This is a genomic window from Micrococcus sp. TCR-5, from assembly GCF_052220525.1.
GTDB lineage: Bacteria > Actinomycetota > Actinomycetes > Actinomycetales > Micrococcaceae > Micrococcus > Micrococcus luteus.
The window spans coordinates 49,941-68,365 of the sequence record NZ_JBQPDO010000001.1 but is presented as its reverse complement, the minus strand read 5'-3'; the positions used below and the strand labels follow the sequence as shown (position 1 = coordinate 68,365).

16 protein-coding genes are annotated in these 18,425 nt (G+C 73.4%); 1 reads left to right on the top strand and 15 read right to left on the bottom strand.

Annotated features, from left to right (window positions below; genetic code table 11):
- Nucleotides 1–29: 29 nt before the first annotated feature.
- From ACTSKS_RS00320 to dapA, 10 genes are all read right to left on the bottom strand, one after another.
- Nucleotides 30–1,046 (bottom strand): regulatory protein RecX, encoded by a 1,017-nt coding sequence (locus tag ACTSKS_RS00320; RefSeq protein ID WP_134416534.1) that lies wholly within the window; start codon nucleotides 1,044–1,046, stop codon nucleotides 30–32.
- Nucleotides 1,043–2,107, bottom strand: a complete 1,065-nt coding sequence (recA, locus tag ACTSKS_RS00315; protein WP_041104259.1) for a recombinase RecA — start codon at nucleotides 2,105–2,107, stop codon at nucleotides 1,043–1,045. Before recA ends, ACTSKS_RS00320 begins: the two co-directional genes overlap by 4 nt.
- Nucleotides 2,108–2,317: 210 nt before the next feature.
- Nucleotides 2,318–2,536, bottom strand: a complete 219-nt coding sequence (locus tag ACTSKS_RS00310) for a DUF3046 domain-containing protein (RefSeq protein ID WP_002856506.1) — start codon at nucleotides 2,534–2,536, stop codon at nucleotides 2,318–2,320.
- Nucleotides 2,537–2,634: 98 nt separating this feature from the next.
- A complete protein-coding gene (locus ACTSKS_RS00305; RefSeq protein WP_036315027.1) occupies nucleotides 2,635–3,036 on the bottom strand; it encodes a helix-turn-helix domain-containing protein in 402 nt (133 codons plus the stop codon).
- Between the two features lie 106 nt (nucleotides 3,037–3,142).
- Nucleotides 3,143–4,426, bottom strand: coding sequence for a hypothetical protein (locus ACTSKS_RS00300; protein WP_442927197.1), 1,284 nt, complete (start codon nucleotides 4,424–4,426; stop codon nucleotides 3,143–3,145).
- An 80-nt stretch (nucleotides 4,427–4,506) separates the two neighbouring features.
- Nucleotides 4,507–5,028 carry a CinA family protein gene (locus ACTSKS_RS00295; RefSeq protein WP_170721021.1) on the bottom strand — a complete coding sequence of 174 codons (522 nt, stop codon included), beginning with the start codon at nucleotides 5,026–5,028 and terminating at the stop codon, nucleotides 4,507–4,509.
- A 10-nt stretch (nucleotides 5,029–5,038) separates the two neighbouring features.
- The gene (locus tag ACTSKS_RS00290) at nucleotides 5,039–5,653 is read right to left on the bottom strand and encodes a CDP-alcohol phosphatidyltransferase family protein (RefSeq protein WP_060974316.1); all 615 of its coding nucleotides are present in this window, start codon (nucleotides 5,651–5,653) and stop codon (nucleotides 5,039–5,041) included.
- The gene (locus tag ACTSKS_RS00285; RefSeq protein WP_442927196.1) at nucleotides 5,650–8,796 is read right to left on the bottom strand and encodes a DNA translocase FtsK 4TM domain-containing protein; all 3,147 of its coding nucleotides are present in this window, start codon (nucleotides 8,794–8,796) and stop codon (nucleotides 5,650–5,652) included. Before ACTSKS_RS00285 ends, ACTSKS_RS00290 begins: the two co-directional genes overlap by 4 nt.
- 54 nt (nucleotides 8,797–8,850) lie before the next feature.
- The gene (locus ACTSKS_RS00280) at nucleotides 8,851–10,536 is read right to left on the bottom strand and encodes a ribonuclease J (RefSeq protein ID WP_134416528.1); all 1,686 of its coding nucleotides are present in this window, start codon (nucleotides 10,534–10,536) and stop codon (nucleotides 8,851–8,853) included.
- Nucleotides 10,537–10,550: 14 nt separating this feature from the next.
- On the bottom strand, nucleotides 10,551–11,468 hold the full coding sequence (gene dapA / locus ACTSKS_RS00275) for a 4-hydroxy-tetrahydrodipicolinate synthase (protein ID WP_036384223.1): 918 nt from the start codon (nucleotides 11,466–11,468) through the stop codon (nucleotides 10,551–10,553).
- A 41-nt stretch (nucleotides 11,469–11,509) separates the two neighbouring features.
- Here dapA and ACTSKS_RS00270 point away from each other — a divergent pair, with 41 nt between their 5' ends.
- Nucleotides 11,510–12,781 (top strand): heparan-alpha-glucosaminide N-acetyltransferase domain-containing protein, encoded by a 1,272-nt coding sequence (locus tag ACTSKS_RS00270; protein ID WP_041104251.1) that lies wholly within the window; start codon nucleotides 11,510–11,512, stop codon nucleotides 12,779–12,781.
- A 17-nt stretch (nucleotides 12,782–12,798) separates the two neighbouring features.
- Here the strand turns inward: ACTSKS_RS00270 and ACTSKS_RS00265 are convergent, their stop codons facing one another.
- The 5 genes from ACTSKS_RS00265 to rpsO form a co-directional block, all read right to left on the bottom strand.
- On the bottom strand, nucleotides 12,799–13,317 hold the full coding sequence (locus ACTSKS_RS00265) for a hypothetical protein (protein ID WP_041104248.1): 519 nt from the start codon (nucleotides 13,315–13,317) through the stop codon (nucleotides 12,799–12,801).
- Nucleotides 13,310–14,101, bottom strand: coding sequence for a 4-hydroxy-tetrahydrodipicolinate reductase (dapB, locus tag ACTSKS_RS00260; protein WP_041104246.1), 792 nt, complete (start codon nucleotides 14,099–14,101; stop codon nucleotides 13,310–13,312). The genes ACTSKS_RS00265 and dapB overlap by 8 nt, the downstream gene beginning before the upstream one ends.
- 43 nt (nucleotides 14,102–14,144) lie before the next feature.
- Nucleotides 14,145–15,473: a M16 family metallopeptidase gene (locus ACTSKS_RS00255; protein ID WP_036315003.1), complete on the bottom strand. Its 1,329-nt coding sequence runs from the start codon at nucleotides 15,471–15,473 to the stop codon at nucleotides 14,145–14,147.
- 83 nt (nucleotides 15,474–15,556) lie between these two features.
- Nucleotides 15,557–17,818, bottom strand: a complete 2,262-nt coding sequence (locus ACTSKS_RS00250) for a polyribonucleotide nucleotidyltransferase (protein ID WP_101965593.1) — start codon at nucleotides 17,816–17,818, stop codon at nucleotides 15,557–15,559.
- Between the two features lie 296 nt (nucleotides 17,819–18,114).
- Nucleotides 18,115–18,384, bottom strand: a complete 270-nt coding sequence (gene rpsO, locus ACTSKS_RS00245) for a 30S ribosomal protein S15 (RefSeq protein WP_017488396.1) — start codon at nucleotides 18,382–18,384, stop codon at nucleotides 18,115–18,117.
- Nucleotides 18,385–18,425 lie beyond the last annotated feature (41 nt).

The following is an 18,425-nucleotide window of genomic DNA, read 5'->3' as shown; positions in this document are numbered from 1 at the left end:
TAGGAACTCCGGGCGCGGCCCGGGTCCGCTCACTCCTCGTGCTCGGCGAGGACCTCCTTCACGACGGCGAACGCGAGGCCGCCGCCGTAGCCCTTGCGTCCCAGCATGCCGACGAGGCGGCGGGTCACCTTGTCCCGCTCGGCCCGGGCCTCCGGCGAGGCACCGCCGGGGACGGTGCGGCCCCGCAGCCGTCGGCGCACGAGGTCGAGGGCGGCGGCCCGTTCGTCCTCGCCGTCGATGGCCTCGAGCGCCTCGGCGGCGATCTCCCGGTCCACGCCCTTCTGCTGGAGCTCGTGCCCGAGGGCACGGCGCGCCAGGCCCTTGCTTCGGTGACGGCTGCGGACCCAGACCTCGGCGAAGGCGGCGTCGTCCACGAGGCGCACCTCCTCGAAGCGGTCGAGGACGCGCTCGATCAGCTCGGGCTCGGCCTGGCGCTCGGCGAGCTTGCGTTCGAGCTGGCCGCGGGAGCGGGGGCCCAGGGCGAGCTGGCGCAGGACGACCTCGCGTGCGGCCTCCTCGCGCTCACGCGGTGCGGTGGGCAGGGGCGCCGGGCCGGGGCGACGTCGGGGGCGGTCGGTCTCGACGGCGGGGCGGGGATCCACGGCCGGGCGTCCCTCGTCGCGAGGACGGCCACGCCGCGGGGGCGTGGTGGCCCGCTTCCGGCCCCGGCGCTCGATGTCCGCCCGGGTGTCCTCGCGCCCGGACCAGGGCAGCGTCCGGGGCCCGGCGCCGGGCGCGGGGCTGGGCAGGTCGCTCGCGCGAGTCAGCAGGGCCCCGAGATCCGGTGCCACGCCGGGGGCGGGATCCGGGACGTCCCCCGCGGGGGTCCCGGCATCGTGCGCGGGCACGGCGTTCCGCGCGGCCTCCGTGGCGTCCGCGTCGGACGACGTCGGCTCCGGTGCGCCGGCCAGATCGAGCCACATCCGGCCCACGTCCGAGTCCCGGGCGTCGTCGAACGCGGACGCACCGGGAGCGGAGCCGCTCCGGCCGGTCGTCTCCGACCGGTGGGCGGCCCCGCCTCCGACGTTCCGGCGCGATCGGGTCATCCGGCCGCGGTGTCCCCCGGAACCGCGGTCAGGGCCGGGGCCTCGTCGTCCTCGGCCTCCGGGGCCACGCCGATGCCGAGCTTCGTGAGGATGCGCTCCTCGATCTCGTTGGCGAGGTCCGGGTTGTCCTTGAGGAAGCGACGGGCGTTCTCCTTGCCCTGCCCGAGCTGGTCCCCGTCATAGGTGAACCACGCGCCGGACTTCTTGACGATGCCCTCCTCGACACCCATGTCGATCAGGCCGCCCTCGCGGGAGATGCCGACCCCGTAGAGGATGTCGAACTCGGCCTGCTTGAAGGGCGGGGCCATCTTGTTCTTGACGATCTTCACGCGGGTGCGGTTGCCGACGGGGTTGCCGGCCTCCTTGAGGGTCTCGATGCGGCGGACGTCGATGCGCACGGACGCATAGAACTTGAGCGCCTTGCCGCCCGTGGTGGTCTCCGGGGAGCCGAAGAACACGCCGATCTTCTCGCGCAGCTGGTTGATGAAGATGGCCGTGGTCTTGGTCTGGTGCAGGCGGCCGGTCACCTTGCGCAGCGCCTGGGACATGAGGCGGGCCTGCAGGCCGACGTGGGAGTCGCCCATCTCGCCCTCGATCTCGGCGCGCGGGGTCAGCGCGGCCACGGAGTCGATGACGACGATGTCCAGGGTGCCCGAGGAGACGAGCATGTCCATGATCTCCAGGGCCTGCTCGCCGGTGTCCGGCTGGCTGACCAGCAGGGCGTCCGTGTCCACCCCGAGCTGGCGGGCGTAGACCGGGTCCAGGGCGTGCTCCGCGTCGATGAAGGCCGCGATGCCGCCGTTGCGCTGCGCGTTGGCCACCGCGTGCAGGGCCAGGGTGGTCTTGCCCGAGGACTCCGGGCCGTAGATCTCCACCACGCGGCCGCGCGGCAGGCCGCCGATGCCCAGGGCCACGTCCATGGCCACCGAGCCCGTGGGGATGACCTCGACGGGTGCCTGGGTCTGGTCCCCCAGCCGCATGACGGAACCCTTGCCGAACTGCTTGTCGATCTGGGCGAGAGCGGCCTCGAGGGCCTTCTCGCGATCCGTCACCTTGCTCATCCTTCACCCCTAGCTCTGGTGGTGCTGCCGCGGACGCTGGAGCGCCCGCCTCGGTCATGTCCGTGAATCTACGGGGGGCGGCGGACACGATAAGCGTGGCCGGCCCCGCCTGTGCACGAGATCACCCCGTCGCACTGCTGTGCAGGACTCTACCGCATTCTTCGAACACGTGTTCGAACAGGGGCAGTGCCCCGCCAGCGCGTCGCGGCGTCAGCGTTTCGGCGGCACGTCCCGACCGAGACGCCGCTCCTGCGGGATCTCATGCAGGTCGCAGACCGCCAGCCAGACCCGCCGCGGGTCCACGCCGGCGGCGAGCGCCGCCGTCGCGGTGGTGTCCAGGCCGGGCAGGTGCAGGGAGTCGGCCACGAGGCCGGCCCGGGCGGGGCCGAACTCCTCGTCCATCAGCCGGCGGAACTCGCTCTCGCGCACGGGCGGTCCTCTCTGTGGTCGGTCGCGGGGTCAGGGACGGGGACGCAGACGGCGCGGGCGCCCCGAGACGGGGCGCCCGCGCCGTGGGTGTGGCGGGGTCAGCGGCCGGCCAGCGAGCCCAGGCTGGGGTCCGTGAGGTCGTCCGGCAGGGTGTCCGGGACGACCATGCCCTCCTGCTCCACGAGCCGGTCCGAGACCTCCCGCAGCAGGTAGGACAGCGGGATGTCCAGCGCCTGGCAGATCGAGGCCAGCAGCTCGGAGGAGGCCTCCTTCTGGCCGCGCTCCACCTCCGACAGGTAGCCGAGCGAGACACGGGCATCGTGCGAGACCTCGCGCAGGGTGCGGCCCTGGAGCTGCCGGACGTCGCGCAGGACGTCGCCGATCTCGTGGCGGAGGAGGGGCATGCTGCGCTCCTTGATGTCGGGGGCGGCCGCGCGGGGACGGGGCTGGTCATCGACCCAGCGCGTGATTCCGTGGGAATGGACGGGATGTCGCATCATGTCTATCGCCTGCTCCTGGACTTTTCCTGAAGGCACCGGGCCGCGGGCCTGATCCCGCGAGGCACTCTTCTTGACTCATTACATTCAACGTCGGGCGGGGTCGCGTTCATTCCCGAGGCACGGCCTCCCCCTCCCTCGGGCGTTCCGCGGCCCCGTCGCCCCCGTGCCGCTCCGAGCGCCGATGCCGTTCCCGCAGGGAGTACGTGGCGTTCCGGATGCGGTCGGAGTCGTCCAGGCTCGAGCCGACGGCCCCGGCCATCGTGCCCATCGACGCCGCGAGCCACACGAGCCGGACGTAGTCGCCCACGCCGCTGGGCTGGTCGAGATCTTCCCCCAGATACTCCACGGGGATGATCATGAGCGCGACCAGCAGCAGCGTCACGAAGAGCAGCACGTAGACGACGGTGCAGGCCAGGCCCACGGTGAGCACGGTGGAGAGGTCGTCCAGCCGCGAGCTGTGCCGGTGGGCCGCACCATGCGTCCACAGACCGTTCGTGGTGACCAGCCACGCCACCAGCAGCACGACGGACAGCACGCTGACCGCCGCGAGCCGCCCCGGGGACATCACGCTGGAGAGCACCCAGATGGAGCCGAAGAACACGCCGTAGGCACCGGCCGCGCTGGCCGAGGCGATCGTGAACGTCATGTCCCGCGGCATGAGCAGCGGCCGGTTGGCCATCACCATCCCGGCCAGCAGACGCAGCGTGCCCGTCCAGCCCTTCACGTACACCGTGGACGTGCGCCGGGACCCGCCGCCCATCCGGGTGGTCGTGGTCACGTCCGCGTCGACGTCGACCAGGGGGGCGATGCCCCGCAGTGCGTCCGTGTCGGGCTCAGGGGGCTCGTCCGTCGGGGACCGGTCGTCGTCCTCCTCCACCTCGCCGGACTCGTCGGAGGACTGCACGTCCAGCTCCCCGTCCGGCGGGTCCACGTGGGGGGCGGTGTCGATGTGCTCGACGATCCGCAGCACCGTCTCCCGCAGCCGGCGGGCCGGGGTGATGACCCCCAGCGCCGGGACGCACACGACGCCGACCCGCAGCTGCGGCACGACGTCCGCCACCACGCCGCGCCGGTCGTCGAACCGGGGCAGGTCGACGACGGCGACCACCGTGTCCCATCCCCGCCCGTCCGCGAGTGAGCGGACCGGCTCCTCCAAGACCATGCCCCCGGTCGCACCGACCGGCAGCGACTCCTGCCGGGTCTCGACCCGCCAGCCGCCGGGCTGCGACAGGCGGTCGTCGAGCCGGTCCTCGACATCCCCGGCGATGCGGCGCACGAGGGCCCACGGGGTGCCCGGGTCGGCCACGAGGCCGATGACGCGGGGGCCCGGGGCGTCGTCGCCGTCCTGCGGCGCATGCTCGGGCGGGGTGGGAGGCGATGCGGTCTCCATCGCGCCGAACCTACGCGGCGGGGCGGGCCGGCACCAGGGACGGGGCGCCGAGGCGGGTCGGTCGGCGCCCCCGTGCAGCCTCAGTGGCCGCGGCCGGCGAGCAGGCGCGTCAGGGCCTGCAGCGCCGCGGCGACGGTGGCCTCCCGGATCGCGGCCCGGTCGCCGTCGAGCCGGAGGAGGATCGCGGTGGCCGCGCCGTCGCGCTCGCCGCCGAACACGTCCAGCGCGCTCGCGTCCGCGTCGGGCACGGCCAGGCCGAGCCACACGGTGCCCACCGGCTGGCCCTGGTGCGGCTCGGGCCCGGCGACGCCCGTGGTGGCCACACCGACGTCGGCGCCCAGGGCCGCCCGGGCGCCGAGGGCCATCCGCCGGGCCACGTCCGCGTCCACCGCCCCGACCCGCGCGAGCAGGTCCTCCGGCACACCCAGCAGGCCGGTCTTCACGGCGTTCTGGTAGGCCACCACGCCCCCGTGCAGCACGGCCGACGCCCCGGGGACGTCGGCCAGGCGCGCGGCCACCAGACCGGCGGTGAGGGACTCCCCCGTCGCCACCGTGAGGCCCGCGTCCGCGAGCGCGTGCACCACGTCCCGGGCCGCCGCCATGGTCATCGCCTCAGGCCCCCCGCTGGGCGGCGAGCGCGTCCCGCCGCAGGACCCACGCGTCCTTGACGTACTCCAGACCGGTCAGCACCGTCAGCACGGTGGCGGCCCCGATGACCACCCATCCGGCCCACGGCCACCAGCCGCCCACGAGCGGGGCCAGGGGCAGGAGCAGCAGGCCGATGCCCACGGTCTGCAGCACGGTCTTGAGCTTGCCGCCGCGGCCAGCCGGCATCACGCCGTAACGGATCACCACGAAGCGCATCAGGGTGATGCCCCATTCACGCACCAGGATCACGATGGTCACCCACCACCACAGCTCGCCCAGCAGGGAGAACAGCACGAGGGCCGTGCCCGTGAGCAGCTTGTCCGCGATGGGGTCCGCGATCTTGCCGAAGTCGGTGATCAACCCGCGGGCGCGGGCGATGTCCCCGTCGAGCTTGTCGGTGTACATGGCCGCCGCGAACAGCGCCAGCGCGACCCAGCGGGCGACGAGCGAGTCGCCGCCCCACGGCCCGCCGGCCCACAGCGCCCAGGCGAAGAAGGGCACCATCAGGATGCGCACCGAGGTCAGGATGTTCGGCAGGTTCCAGGCGGACACGTGCTGCGCCCCACCCGCCGTGCTCATCTGCCCGTCAGCTGCCACGCGTCCTCCGATCCCTCGTCGTCGTCCTCATCGTTCCAGTCCACGGCGGCCGGGCGCGAGTCCAGGTCCTCCTGCACCAGGTCGCGCGGACCGGCGGACGCCGAGGCGGCGTCGTCACCGGTTCCGGTCGAGGGCGGGGTGTCTCCGGAGATGGTGGCGAGCACGTCCGCGAGGTCGTCGGGCTTGACCAGCACGTCGCGGGCCTTGGAGCCCTCGGAGGGGCCCACGACGCCGCGGGACTCCATGAGGTCCATGAGGCGGCCGGCCTTCGCGAAGCCCACCCGCAGCTTGCGCTGCAGCATGGACGTGGAGCCGAACTGCGTGGTGACCACGAGTTCGACGGCCTGCAGGAGCAGGTCCAGATCGTCGCCGATGTCCTCGTCGATGACCTTCTCGGTCTTCTCGGGGATCACGTCCTCGCGGTACTGGACCTGCATCTGCGACTTCACGTGCTCCACGACGGCGTGGATCTCGGACTCGTTGACCCACGCCCCCTGCACGCGCATGGGCTTGGACTTGCCCATCGGCAGGAACAGGGCGTCGCCCTGGCCGAGCAGCTTCTCCGCGCCGGGCTGGTCCAGGACCACGCGCGAGTCCGTGACCGACGACGTCGCGAACGCCATGCGCGAGGGCACGTTGGCCTTGATCAGGCCCGTGACCACGTCCACGGACGGCCGCTGCGTGGCGAGCACGAGGTGGATGCCGGCCGCACGGGCCAGCTGGGTGATGCGCACGATCGCGTCCTCGACGTCGCGCGGGGCGACCATCATCAGGTCCGCGAGCTCATCCACGATGACCAGCAGGTACGGGTACGGGCGCAGCACGCGCTTGGAGTCCGGTGGCAGCTTCACCTGGCCGGCCCGGACGGCCTTGTTGAAGTCGTCCACGTGCTTGTAGCCGAACGCCGCGAGGTCGTCGTAGCGGGTGTCCATCTCCTTGACGACCCACTGCAGCGCCTCGGCCGCCTTCTTCGGGCTCGTGATGATCGGGGTGACCAGGTGGGGCACGCCCTCGTACGCGGTGAGCTCGACGCGCTTGGGGTCCACCATCACCATGCGCACCTCGTCCGGGGTGGAGCGCATGAGGATCGAGGTGATCATCGAATTCACGAACGAGGACTTGCCGGCGCCGGTGGCGCCCGCCACAAGCATGTGGGGCATCTTCGCGAGGTTGGCCACCACGTAGCCGCCCTCCACGTCCTTGCCGACGCCCATCACCATCGGGTGGTCGGTGCGCTGGGCGGCCTGCGAGCGCAGGACGTCGCCGAGGGCCACGACCTCCTTGTCCGTGTTGGGGATCTCGATGCCGATCGCGCGCTTGCCCGGGATGGGGCTGAGGATCCGCACGTCCGAGGAGGCCACCGCGTACGCGATGTTCTTCTCCAGCGCCGTCACCTTCTCCACCTTGGTGCCGGGGGCGACCTCGACCTCGTAGCGCGTCACCGTCGGCCCGCGGGAGAACCCGGTGACCTGGGCGTCCACCTTGAACTCGGTGAACGTGGTGGTCAGCGCGGCGACGACCCGGTCGTTGGCCTCGGAGCGCTCCTTCGGCTGGGGCCCGGCCGGGAGCAGGGCCGACTGCGGCAGCGTGTAGGACACGTCCCCGCCCAGCTCGGACTGGGTGCCGCGGGCCGGCTCGGCGGTCACCGGCGGCACCGGCGCGGGGGTGCTGGCGGGCACGGCGGAGGACGACGACGGCGCGGCGGCCCCGGAGCCCTGACCCGGGGCGTCGTCCAGGGCGAACGGGGTGTCCTCCCCCGCGTCCCCCTCCTGGCGCGCGGCGGCCGGGGCGGCGGACTCGCGCTGGGCGCGGGCATGCTCGCGGACCTGCTCGAGGGCACGGTCCGCGGCCGTGGGCCGGCGCACTCCGGCGGGCGGCTGCGGCTCGGCGTCCGCGTCCTCGGGCGCGTCGTCCTCGTCCACCCACGGGTCGAAGTCGTCCGAGGCGTCCCGGCCCGCGTCCCGCGCGTCCGCGGCGGCCTGCTCGGCGTCGAACACGCCCTGCTCCCCGCGAGCGGCTCGCCGGGGGGCGGGCCGGGGCAGGACCTGGGTGGTCTCCGCCTCGGGGGCGGCGTGGGAGCCGGCCTCGGCCTCGTGGATCACCGGGGAGTCGTAGGCGGTGCTGGCGGTGTGCTCCGGGGCGGCGTCGGCGGCCTGCTCCTCGCGTGCCCGGCGCCCGCCGAACAGGCGCGCGAACAGGCCGGGGCGGGAGGCCCCGGCGGCGTGGGCGCCGGCGGCCGGGCCGTCCAGGTAGGACTGGTCGTGGTCCGGGTGGGTGCGCCCGGTCTCCGCATCCACGGAGAGCGGGGTGGCGAGGTCCTCGGCCTCGCGGCGCTCCTCCCGGGCCCGGCGCCGCTCGGCACGGCGGGCGGCCCGCTGCTCGGAGGCACCCTCGGGGTCCTGGCCCGTGAGCCAGTCGTAGCCGCCCGCGATCCGCTGCGGGATCGAGCCGACGGGCGTCGCGGTGAGCACGAGCACCGAGAAGAAGGCCAGCAGGATCATGAGGACCCAGACGGGCACGGGTGTCAGCAGGGAGGCCAACGGCGCCGTCGCGAGGTAGCCGACCATGCCCCCGGCGCCGAGCATGTCCTCGAAGGCGTCGGCGGCCGAGGGCACGCCGCCCACGAGGTGGGCGATGCCGGAGCCCGCGACGGTGGCCATGAGCAGGCCGATGATGATGCGTCCGTTGGCGCGATGGTCCGTGGCGTGGCGGAAGCAGCGCACGGCCACGACGAGCAGGGCGATCGGCACCAGGAGGGCGAACCACCCGACGGTGCCGCCCACCACCCCGTGCACCACGCGGCCGACGGCGGTGCCGCGCAGGCCCCACCACTCCACGGCCGCGATCAGCGCGGCGAGCAGCAGCAGGACCAGGCCGGTGCCGTCACGGCGTTCCTCGCGGTCGATGCGCACGTCCGGGCCGAGCTTGCGGAAGCCCGCGCCGACCGGTGTGGCCAACCCCATCCACAGGGTGTGCAGGGCGCGCAGGGGCGCGGCGGGCCGGTCGGCCTCGGGGACGGTCGCGGTCGACCCCTTCCGTCCGGAGCCTCGGCGTCCGGCGGAGCCGGAGCGGGACGTGGCGGAGGAGGAGGACGACGAACGCGTGGGGGAAGTACGGGTCGCCATGCCCACCAAACTACCGCGAACCGCGGACACGGCAGGCATGGCGACCCGGAGGGGTCAGGCCTCCAGGACCACCGGGATGATCATCGGGCGCCGGCGCAGCTTGCGGTTGACCCACGTGCCGACGGTCCGGCGGACCACCTGCTGGAGCTGGTGGGCGGTGTGGTCCTTGCTGGACTGCACGGCCTCCTCGAGCGCCCGGACGATCTTCGGCTTGATCTCCTCGAACACCTTCTCGTCCTCGGCGACGCCGCGGGCGTGGACGTCCGGACCGGACACGATCGTGCCCGTCTGCCGGTTGACCACGGTGATGATCGAGATGAAGCCCTCCTCGCCCAGGACACGGCGGTCCTTGAGGTCCGAGTCGGAGATCTCACCCACGGAGGAGCCGTCCACGTACACGTAGCCGCACTCCACCTCGCCGACGACCTTCACGAGGCCGTCGGTCATGTCCACCACGGTGCCGTTGCCGGCCAGGATGACGTTCTCGGCCGGCACGCCGGTCTTCTCCGCGATCCGGCCGTTGGCGATCAGGTGGCGGGTCTCGCCGTGCACCGGCATCACGAACTCGGGCTCGACGATGTTGTAGCAGTACAGCAGCTCGCCCTCGGAGGCGTGGCCGGAGACGTGCACCTTGGCCATGCCCTTGTGCACCACGGTCGCGCCGAGCTTCATGAGCCCGTTGATCACGCGGAACACGGAGTTCTCGTTGCCCGGGATCAGGGAGGAGGCCAGCACGACGAGGTCGCCCTCCTCCAGCTGCACCTGGTGGTCCCCGTTGGCCATGCGGGACAGGGCCGCCATCGGCTCGCCCTGGGAGCCGGTGACCATGAGCACGATCTCGTCGTCTCGGTACTTGTCCACCTTGCGGATGTCCACGAGGATCCCGTTCGGCACGTCGAGGTAGCCGAGCTTCGCCGCGATGGTCATGTTGCGGATCATGGAGCGCCCGCCGAAGGCCACCTTGCGACCGTGCTTGTGGGCGGCGTCGAGGACCTGCTGCACGCGGTGCACGTGGGAGGAGAACGAGGCCACCACGATGCGGCGCTTCGCCGTGGCGAAGTAGCGCTCGAGGGTGGGGCCGATCTCCGCCTCCGTGGTGGTGAACCCCGGGACCTCGGCGTTCGTGGAGTCGGTCATGAACAGGTCCACGCCCTCCTCGCCGAGACGGGCGAAGGCGCGCAGGTCCGTGATGCGGCCGTCGAGCGGCAGCTGGTCCATCTTGAAGTCGCCGGTGTGCAGGATGGTGCCGGCGTCCGTGTGGATGGCGACGGCGAGCGCGTCCGGGATCGAGTGGTTCACGGCCACGAACTCGCACTCGAACGGGCCGAACTCGACTATGTCGTCTTCCTTGACCACGCGGGTGCGCGGCTTGATCCGGTGCTCCTCGAGCTTGGCCTCGATCAGGGCGAGGGTCAGCTTGGAGCCGATCACGGGGATGTCGTCGCGCAGGCGCAGCAGGTACGGCACGGCACCGATGTGGTCCTCGTGGCCGTGGGTCAGGACGATGCCGACGACGTCGTCCACGCGGTCCCGGATGTAGTCGAAGTCCGGCAGGATCAGGTCGACGCCGGGCTGGTGCTCCTCGGGGAAGAGGACGCCGCAGTCGACGATGAGGATCTTGCCGTCGATCTCGAAGGTGACCATGTTGCGGCCGACCTCCTCGAGGCCGCCCAGCTGGACGATGCGGCAGGTGCCCCGCTTGAGCTTGGGCGGGGTGGACAGGCGGGTGCCTGCGGTCATGGAACGGGTCCCTTCTAGAAGGTGATGCCGGCCTCCGCGAGGTCGGCTCGGATGACGGAGAGCTCGTCCGGCGTGGCCTGGACGAGGGGCAGCCGCACGGCTGCGGACGGGATGACGCCCTGGGCGGCGAGGACGGCCTTCGCGGCCACCGCGCCCTGGACGTGGGTCATGATGCCGCGCTGGACGGGGTCCAGCGCGAAGTGGTGGTCACGGGCACCGGCCAGGTCGCCGGCGTGGACGGCGTCCACGAGCTGGCGGTACAGCTCGGGGGCCGCGTGCGCGGCCACCGAGACGACCCCGACGGCGCCGAGCGCCATGAGCGGCAGGGTCGCGCCGTCGTCGCCGGAGTAGAGGTCGAGGTCCGTGTGCGCCAGGACGGTGGTGGTGGACTGCAGGTCCCCCTTGGCGTCCTTGAGTGCACGGATGTTGGGGTGCTGCGCGAGCGCGATGATCGTCTCGGGCTCGATCGGCATCACGGAGCGGCCCGGGATGTCGTAGAGCATGATCGGCAGGTCCACGCCGTCGGCCACGGCCTCGAAGTGCGCGCGGATGCCGGCCTGGTTGGGCTTGTTGTAGTACGGGGTGACGAGCAGCAGCCCGTCCACGCCCGTCTCGGCCGCGCGGCGGGACAGCTCGAGGGTGTGCGCCGTGTCGTTGGTGCCGGTGCCGGCCACGACCCTGGCGCGGTCCCCCACGGCCTCGACGACGGTGCGGAACATCGCCACGTTCTCGTCGTCCGTGAGCGTGGAGGTCTCGCCGGTGGTGCCGGTGACCACGAGGCCGTCGGCCCCGCGGTCCACCAGGTGCTCTGCCAGCGCGGCGGCCGCCTCGAGGTCCACGGCGCCCTCGTCCGTCATGGGGGTGACCATGGCGGGCACGACCGTGCCGAAGAGCAGCTCGGAGGGGATGACGGCGGAACGGACGGCACTCATGGGCCCCACCCTACCTGCGAGACTGGGGGCCCGCGCCGTCCGTGGCCCCTCCGCGACGCGCGGCGACTCGAGAGGAGCCCGCCCTGCGTCCCGCCCCGCCCCCCGCCGCCGTCCGCCCGGACCGGCCCGCGCGTCGCCGGCTGCCCGGCGTCGACGCGGCCCGCGGGATCGCCCTGCTCGGCATGATCACCGTCCACGTCGTCGACCCGGCGACGGCGGACGGGGCGCCGCACCCGGCGTTCCTGTGGTTCGCCGGACGCGCCTCGGTGCTGTTCGTCCTGCTGGCCGGCGTCGGGCTGGCCCTGTCCACGGGGGGCGCGACGCCGGCCACGGGGGTCCGGCGCGCGGCGTTGCGCCGCCGGATCACCCGACGCGCGGGCCTGCTGTTCGTGCTCGGGCTCGCGTGCGGGACGCTCGGCGTCCCCGTGGCCGTCATCCTGTGCCACTACGCCCTGCTCTTCCTGCTCGCGCTGCCCCTGCTGGGCCTGCGCGCCCGCGCCCTGGGCCTGATCGCGGGGGCGTGGCTCGTGCTCGGGCCGGTGCTGGTGTTCGCGGTGGTCGCGGCCGCGCAGGCCGCCGTGGGGCGCCAGGAGTTCTTCGTGGGCGGGCGGCTCTGGCTCTCCCCCGGCCCCGCGGACCTGCTGCGTCCCGGGCTGCTGCTGGCCGATCTGACGGTCACGGGCTACTACCCCGTCCTGTCCTGGGGCGCGTTCCTCGTGCTGGGGCTGGCCCTGGGGCGGCTGCCGCTGGACCGGCCCCGCGTGGCCGCCGGGATCCTCGGCGGCGGGGCCGCGGCGTGGGCGGCGGCCGGCGTCGTCGGTGCGGCGGTGCTGCGGGCTCCGGGCACGGTCGGGCGCGTCGCCGCGGCGATCGGCACGGACCCGGCCGAGACGGCGCTCACGCTGCGCACGGGCGAGCCGCGGCTCGCGCTGCTGATCCCGGATCCGCTGTGGCTCGCCCTGCCGACCCCGCACTCCGGGTCCGTGGTGGCCGCCGTGCTCGCGGCGGGCTGGGCCTGCGCCGTGCTGGGCGCCTGCCTGCTGGCCCGGCCGCTGGTCGGGCACGCCGCGCTGCGCCCGCTCGTGGGTGCGGGGCGCATCCCGCTCACGCTCTACGTGGGGCACCTCGTGGTGCTCGCGCTCGTGGACGCGACCGGACTCGATCCGGCCGACGGGGCGCTGCTCGCCGCCCTCGTCGTGCTGAGCCTCGCGGCCGGGCTGGCCGCCGAGCTCAGCGGCCGACGGGGTCCGCTCGAGGCCGTGATGGCCCGGCTCTCCCGGGCGGGTGGGGAACGGGCCGTCGGAGGGCGCTGAGCGACGCGTGGGCCGCGTCAGCCGGCGCGGTGCAGGCGGACGGCCTCCCGGGCCGCCTCGCGGGCGCGGCGGCGGTCGCCCGAGGCGTCGTAGGCCAGGGCGAGGCGGTAGCGGGCGCGCCAGTCGCGCGGTGCGGCCTCGGCCTCCACGCGGTACAGCTCGAACTGGGCGTCGGCGGCCTCCCGGTCGATCCGGCCGCCCGGCGAGCGCGGCAGGTCGTCCTCCGGCAGTCCGCCCTCGGCCTCGAGCTGGTCGGCCAGGCGTTCGGTCTGGCGGCCGAACCACACTTCGCGGGCCAGGACGGCCACGGTCACCAGCACCACGAGGATGACGCCCACGCCGATCGCCTTGGCCAGCGGCTGCGGGGCGCGCACCAGCGCGACGGACGCGTTGAGGGCGAACCCGGCGAACAGCAGCACGAGCAGGCAGACGAAGCCGACCCACACCTTGCTCATCACGGTCGAGCGGCGGGCACGGGCGGCGTGCGCGGTCGGGCCCACGGCGCCGTCGTCGGGGGTGCGGGAGGGCTCAGCCAAGGTCCAGGTATCCGTCCAGTCCGTAGGTCAGACCCGGGCGGGAGGCCACGGTCCGCAGGCCGAGGACGACGCCGGGCATGTAGGCGCCGCGGTCGAATGCGTCGTGCCGGACCACGAGCTGCTCGCCCGGCCCGCCCAGCAGCACCTCCTGGTGCGCCTCCAGGCCACGCAGGCGCACCGCGTGCACGTGCACGCCGTGGACGACGGCGCCGCGCGCGCCGTCCGGGTCGTGCTCGGTGGCGTCCGGGGAGACGGGCACGCCGGCCGCGTCCCGGGCCGCGCCGATGAGCTCGGCGGTCCGCACGGCCGTGCCCGACGGGGCGTCCACCTTGTCCGGATGGTGCAGCTCGACGAGCTCGACGGACTCGAAGTACCGCGCCGCCTGCGCGGCGAACGCCGAGGCCAGCACCGAGCCGACCGAGAAGTTCGGGGCGATCAGCACGCCCACCCCCGGGTGCTCAGTCAGCTGCGCCTCGAGGCGCTCGCGGCGCTCGGGCACCCAGCCCGACGTGCCGACGACCGTGTGCAGCCCATGCTCCACGGCGAAGGCCACGTTCTCGGGCGAGGCGTCCGGCACCGTGAGGTCCAGGACGTGCGTGGCGCCGGCGTCGAGCACCGCGTCCAGGCGGTCCTGCGAGCCGAGCTCGGCCACGAGCTCCAGCCCCTCGGCCGCTCGCACCGCGGGCACCGCGTGGCGGCCCATGCGGCCACGGGCGCCCAGGATCGCGACGCGCGGGACGTCGTCGGGAGCGGACACGGCGGAGGGGGTGCGGGTCTCGGTCATGGCCTCCAGCCTACGCGGCCCGCCCCGGCGGCCGTGGCCGAGGTCAGGCCGGGGCGACGACGACGCGCGCCCGGTCCCCCGCGGCCAGGCGCGCGGCCACGGCCCGGACCTGGCCGGCGTCGACCTCGCGGACCCGGGCGAGGGAGGCCGCCAGGTCCACGTACTCCCCCGTGACCAGCTCGGCCCGTCCCAGCCGGGACATGCGGGCGCCCGTGGACTCCATGCCCAGCACGGTGCCGCCGCAGATCTGCCCGTGGGCGCGCGCGAGCTCCTCCCCGGTGACGTCGGCCTCGGCCATCCGGTCCAGCTCGGCCTCCATCAGCGCGGCCACCTCGTCCACCCGGTCCGGCTGGCAGCCCGCGTACAGGCCCCAGTAGCCGGCGTCGGAGTACCCGGCGGAGAACGAGTAGGTGTTGTAGGCCAGGCCGCGGCGCTCGCGGATCTCCTGGAACAGCCGCGAGGACATGCCCCCGCCCAGGACGGACTGCATGACGCCCAGGGCGAAGCGGTCCGGGTCCGTGGTGGACAGCGAGCGGCCGCCGACGAGGACGTTGGCCTGCTCGACCGCCTTGGTGACGGTGTGCGTGCCGGTCCGCACCCGCGAGGCCGCGGCCCCGGCGGTGTCCACGGCACGACGCGGGGCGGGCAGGGCCCCCTGGGTGAGCTCCCAGCCCGAGGCGCGCAGGGCGGCGAGGACGAGGCGGCAGACCTCGTCGTGGTCGAGGTGGCCGGCGGCGGTGACGACGAGCTCGTCCGGGCGGTACCAGTGCGTGTAGTGCCCCACCACATGGTCGCGGGTGACGGCCCGGATCGTCTCGGGCGTGCCGCCGATCGGCCGGCCGAGGGGGTGGCCGTCCAGCATGACCTCGGCGAGCTTCTCGTGGGCCACGTCCACGGGGTCGTCCGCGTCCATGGCGAGCTCCTCGAGGATCACGCCGCGCTCGGTCTCGAGCTCGTCCGGGTCGATCAGGGAGGAGGTGAGCATGTCCGTGAGGACCTCCACGGCCATCGGCAGGTCCTCGTCCAGCACGCGGGCGTGGTAGACGGTGGACTCCTTGGCCGTGCCGGCGTTGGACTCCCCGCCCACGCGGTCGAAGGCGGCCGCGATGTCCATCGCGGTGCGCGTGGGAGTGCCCTTGAAGAGCAGGTGCTCGAGGAAGTGCGTGGCGCCGTAGCCCTCGGGCGACTCGTCACGGGACCCGACGGCCACCCAGTAGCCGATGGTCACCGAGCGCTGGTCCGGCATGGCCTCGGTGAGCACGCGGACGCCGCCGGGCAGCACGGAGCGGCGCACCACGGAACCGTTGCCCTCGTCCGCCAGCACGCCGTCGAAGTCCAGGGGGATCTCACGGTGAACACTCATGACGGCCATTCTCGCCCATGCGCGACGACGGCGCCGCACCACTCGCGGGGAGGGTGCGGCGCCGTCGTGGTCACCGGGCCGGGCGGGGCGGATCAGGCCTCGATCTGCGAGGACTCGATCGCGTCCGCGGTCTCGGCCAGGGCGTCGGACTCCGCCACCACCGGGGAGAGGGACAGCTTGCCGCGGTCGTCGATCTTGGTGATCTCGACCTGGACCTTCTGGCCCACGCCGAGCACGTCCTCGACGTCGTCCACGCGCTTGCCCTCGTTGAGCTTGCGCAGCTCGGAGATGTGCAACAGGCCGTCCTTGCCCGGGGTGAGCGAGACGAACCCGCCGAACGTGGTCAGCTTCACCACGGTGCCGAGGTAGCGCTCGCCGATCTCGGGGACCTGCGGGTTGGCGATCGCGTTCACCGCGGAGCGCGCGGCCTCGGCCGAGGCGCCGTCGGTGGCGCCGATCAGCACGGTGCCGTCGTCCTCGATGGTGATGTCCGCGCCCGTGTCGTCCTGGATCTGGTTGATCATGGCGCCCTTGGGGCCGATGACCGCGCCGATCTTGTCCACCGGGATGCGCACGGAGATGATCCGCGGGGCGGTGGGGGCCATCTCGTCCGGGGCGTCGATGGCGGCGTTCAGCACGGACAGGATGTGCAGGCGCGCCTCGCGGGCCTGCGTCAGGGCGGCGGCCAGCACGGAGGCCGGGATGCCGTCCAGCTTGGTGTCCAGCTGGATCGCGGTGACGAACTCCGCGGTGCCGGCCACCTTGAAGTCCATGTCGCCGAACGCGTCCTCGGCGCCGAGGATGTCGGTCAGGGCCGCGTACTGGGTCTGGCCGTCCACCTCGGCGGAGACCAGGCCCATGGCGATGCCGGCCACGGGCGCACGCAGCGGCACGCCCGCGTTCAGCAGGGACAGGGTGGAGGCGCAGACGGAGCCCATCGACGTCGAGCCGTTGGAGCCGAGGGCCTCGGAGACCTGGCGGATCGCGTAGGGGAACTCCTCGCGGGCCGGCAGCACGGGCACGAGGGCGCGCTCGGCGAGGGCGCCGTGGCCGATCTCGCGGCGCTTCGGGGAGCCCACGCGGCCGGTCTCGCCGGTGGAGTACGGCGGGAAGTTGTAGTGGTGCATGTACCGCTTGGCCGTCTCCGGCGCCAACGAGTCGATCTGCTGCTCCATCTTGAGCATGTTCAGCGTGGTGACGCCCATGATCTGGGTCTCGCCGCGCTCGAAGATGGCGGAGCCGTGCACGCGGGGCAGGACCTCCACCTCCGCGGTCAGCTTGCGGATGTCCGTCAGGCCGCGGCCGTCGATGCGCACCTGGTCGGTGAGGATGCGGCGGCGCACGATCTGCTTGGTGAGGGAGCCGTAGGCCTTGGCGATCTCGCCCTTGCGCTCGGCGAAGTCCTTGCCCTCGCCGGCGAGCTCCTCGAGCACCTCGAGCAGGTAGGCGTCCGAGGCCGACTCGCGCTCCTGCTTGTCGCCGATGGAGAAGATCTCGGTCAGGCGGTCCGTGGCGAGCTTCTCGACGGCGGCGTAGGCGTCGTCCTGGTAGTCCTGGAACACGGGGACGTCCACCGGGTCCTTGCCGGCGCGCTTGACCAGGTCGGCCTGGGCCTCGCACAGGGCGCGGATGAAGGGCTTGGCGGCCTCGAGGCCCTCGGCCACGATCTCCTCGGTGGGCGCCTGCGCGCCGCGCTCCTTGACCAGGGTCCAGGAGTCCGGGGTCGCCTCGGCCTCGACCATCATGATGGCGACGTCGTCGCCCACCACACGGCCGGCCACGGCCATGTTGAACACGGCGCCCTCGAGCTGGGAGTGCTTCGGGAACGCGACCCACTGGCGCGTGCCGGAGCCGTCGTCCATGAGGGCCATGCGCACGCCGCCGATGGGACCGGAGAACGGCAGGCCGGACAGCTGCGTGGACAGGGAGGCGGCGTTGATGGCCACCGTGTCGTAGATCTCGTCCGGGGCGATCGAGGTGACGGTCACGACGACCTGGACCTCGTTGCGGATGCCCTTGACGAACGCCGGGCGCAGCGGGCGGTCGATCAGGCGGCAGGTGAGGATCGCGTCCGTGGACGGGCGGCCCTCGCGGCGGAAGAACGAGCCGGGGATGCGGCCCGCGGCGTACATGCGCTCCTCGACGTCCACGGTCAGCGGGAAGAAGTCGAAGCCCTCGCGGGGCGACTTGCCGACGGTGGTGGCGGACAGCATCGACGTCTCCTCGTCGATGTAGACCATGGCGGCGCCGGCGGCCTGCTGGGCGAGGCGCCCGGTCTCGAAGCGGACGGTGCGCTTGCCGTACGAGCCGTTGTCGATGACGGCCTCGGCGAAGGTGATCTCAGGACCCTCCATGAGGGCCTCCTTTCAGGTGGACGGCGCCGCAGGCGTCCCTGTCCCCCTGGTCTTCGATCGAGGCCCTCGGCATCCCGCCGTGCGGCGGGGTCCGGGAGCCACTGTCGAGGACCGCGAGCGATGGGCGCGGAGCCGTCGGGTGTGTCGATGATGCGGGGATGCGCGCCATGGCGCGCCGGAGTGCCGCAGGCTGCGGCGATCTCTCCCCCGGGACACACTACGTGCGTCCGGGGGCAGACGAAAGGCGGCGCCGGCGCTCGCGGGTCTCCCGCGGGCTCCGGCGCCGCCCCCTCAGGTCACTTGCGCAGGCCGAGGCGCTCGATCAGCGCGCGGTAGCGCTCGATGTCGACCTTCTGCAGGTAGCCGAGCATGCGACGACGGCGACCGACCAGGGCCATCAGACCGCGACGGGTGTGGTGGTCGTGCTTGTGCTCCTTGAGGTGCTCGGTCAGGTCCTTGATGCGGCGGGACAGGACCGCGATCTGCACCTCGGGGGAACCGGTGTCGCCCTCGTGGGTGGCGTACTCCTTGATGATCTGCTGCTTGACAGCGGGATCCAGGGCCATGGTGGGCCTCCTTCACTTCGGTACCGCGAACACGGGCCGCG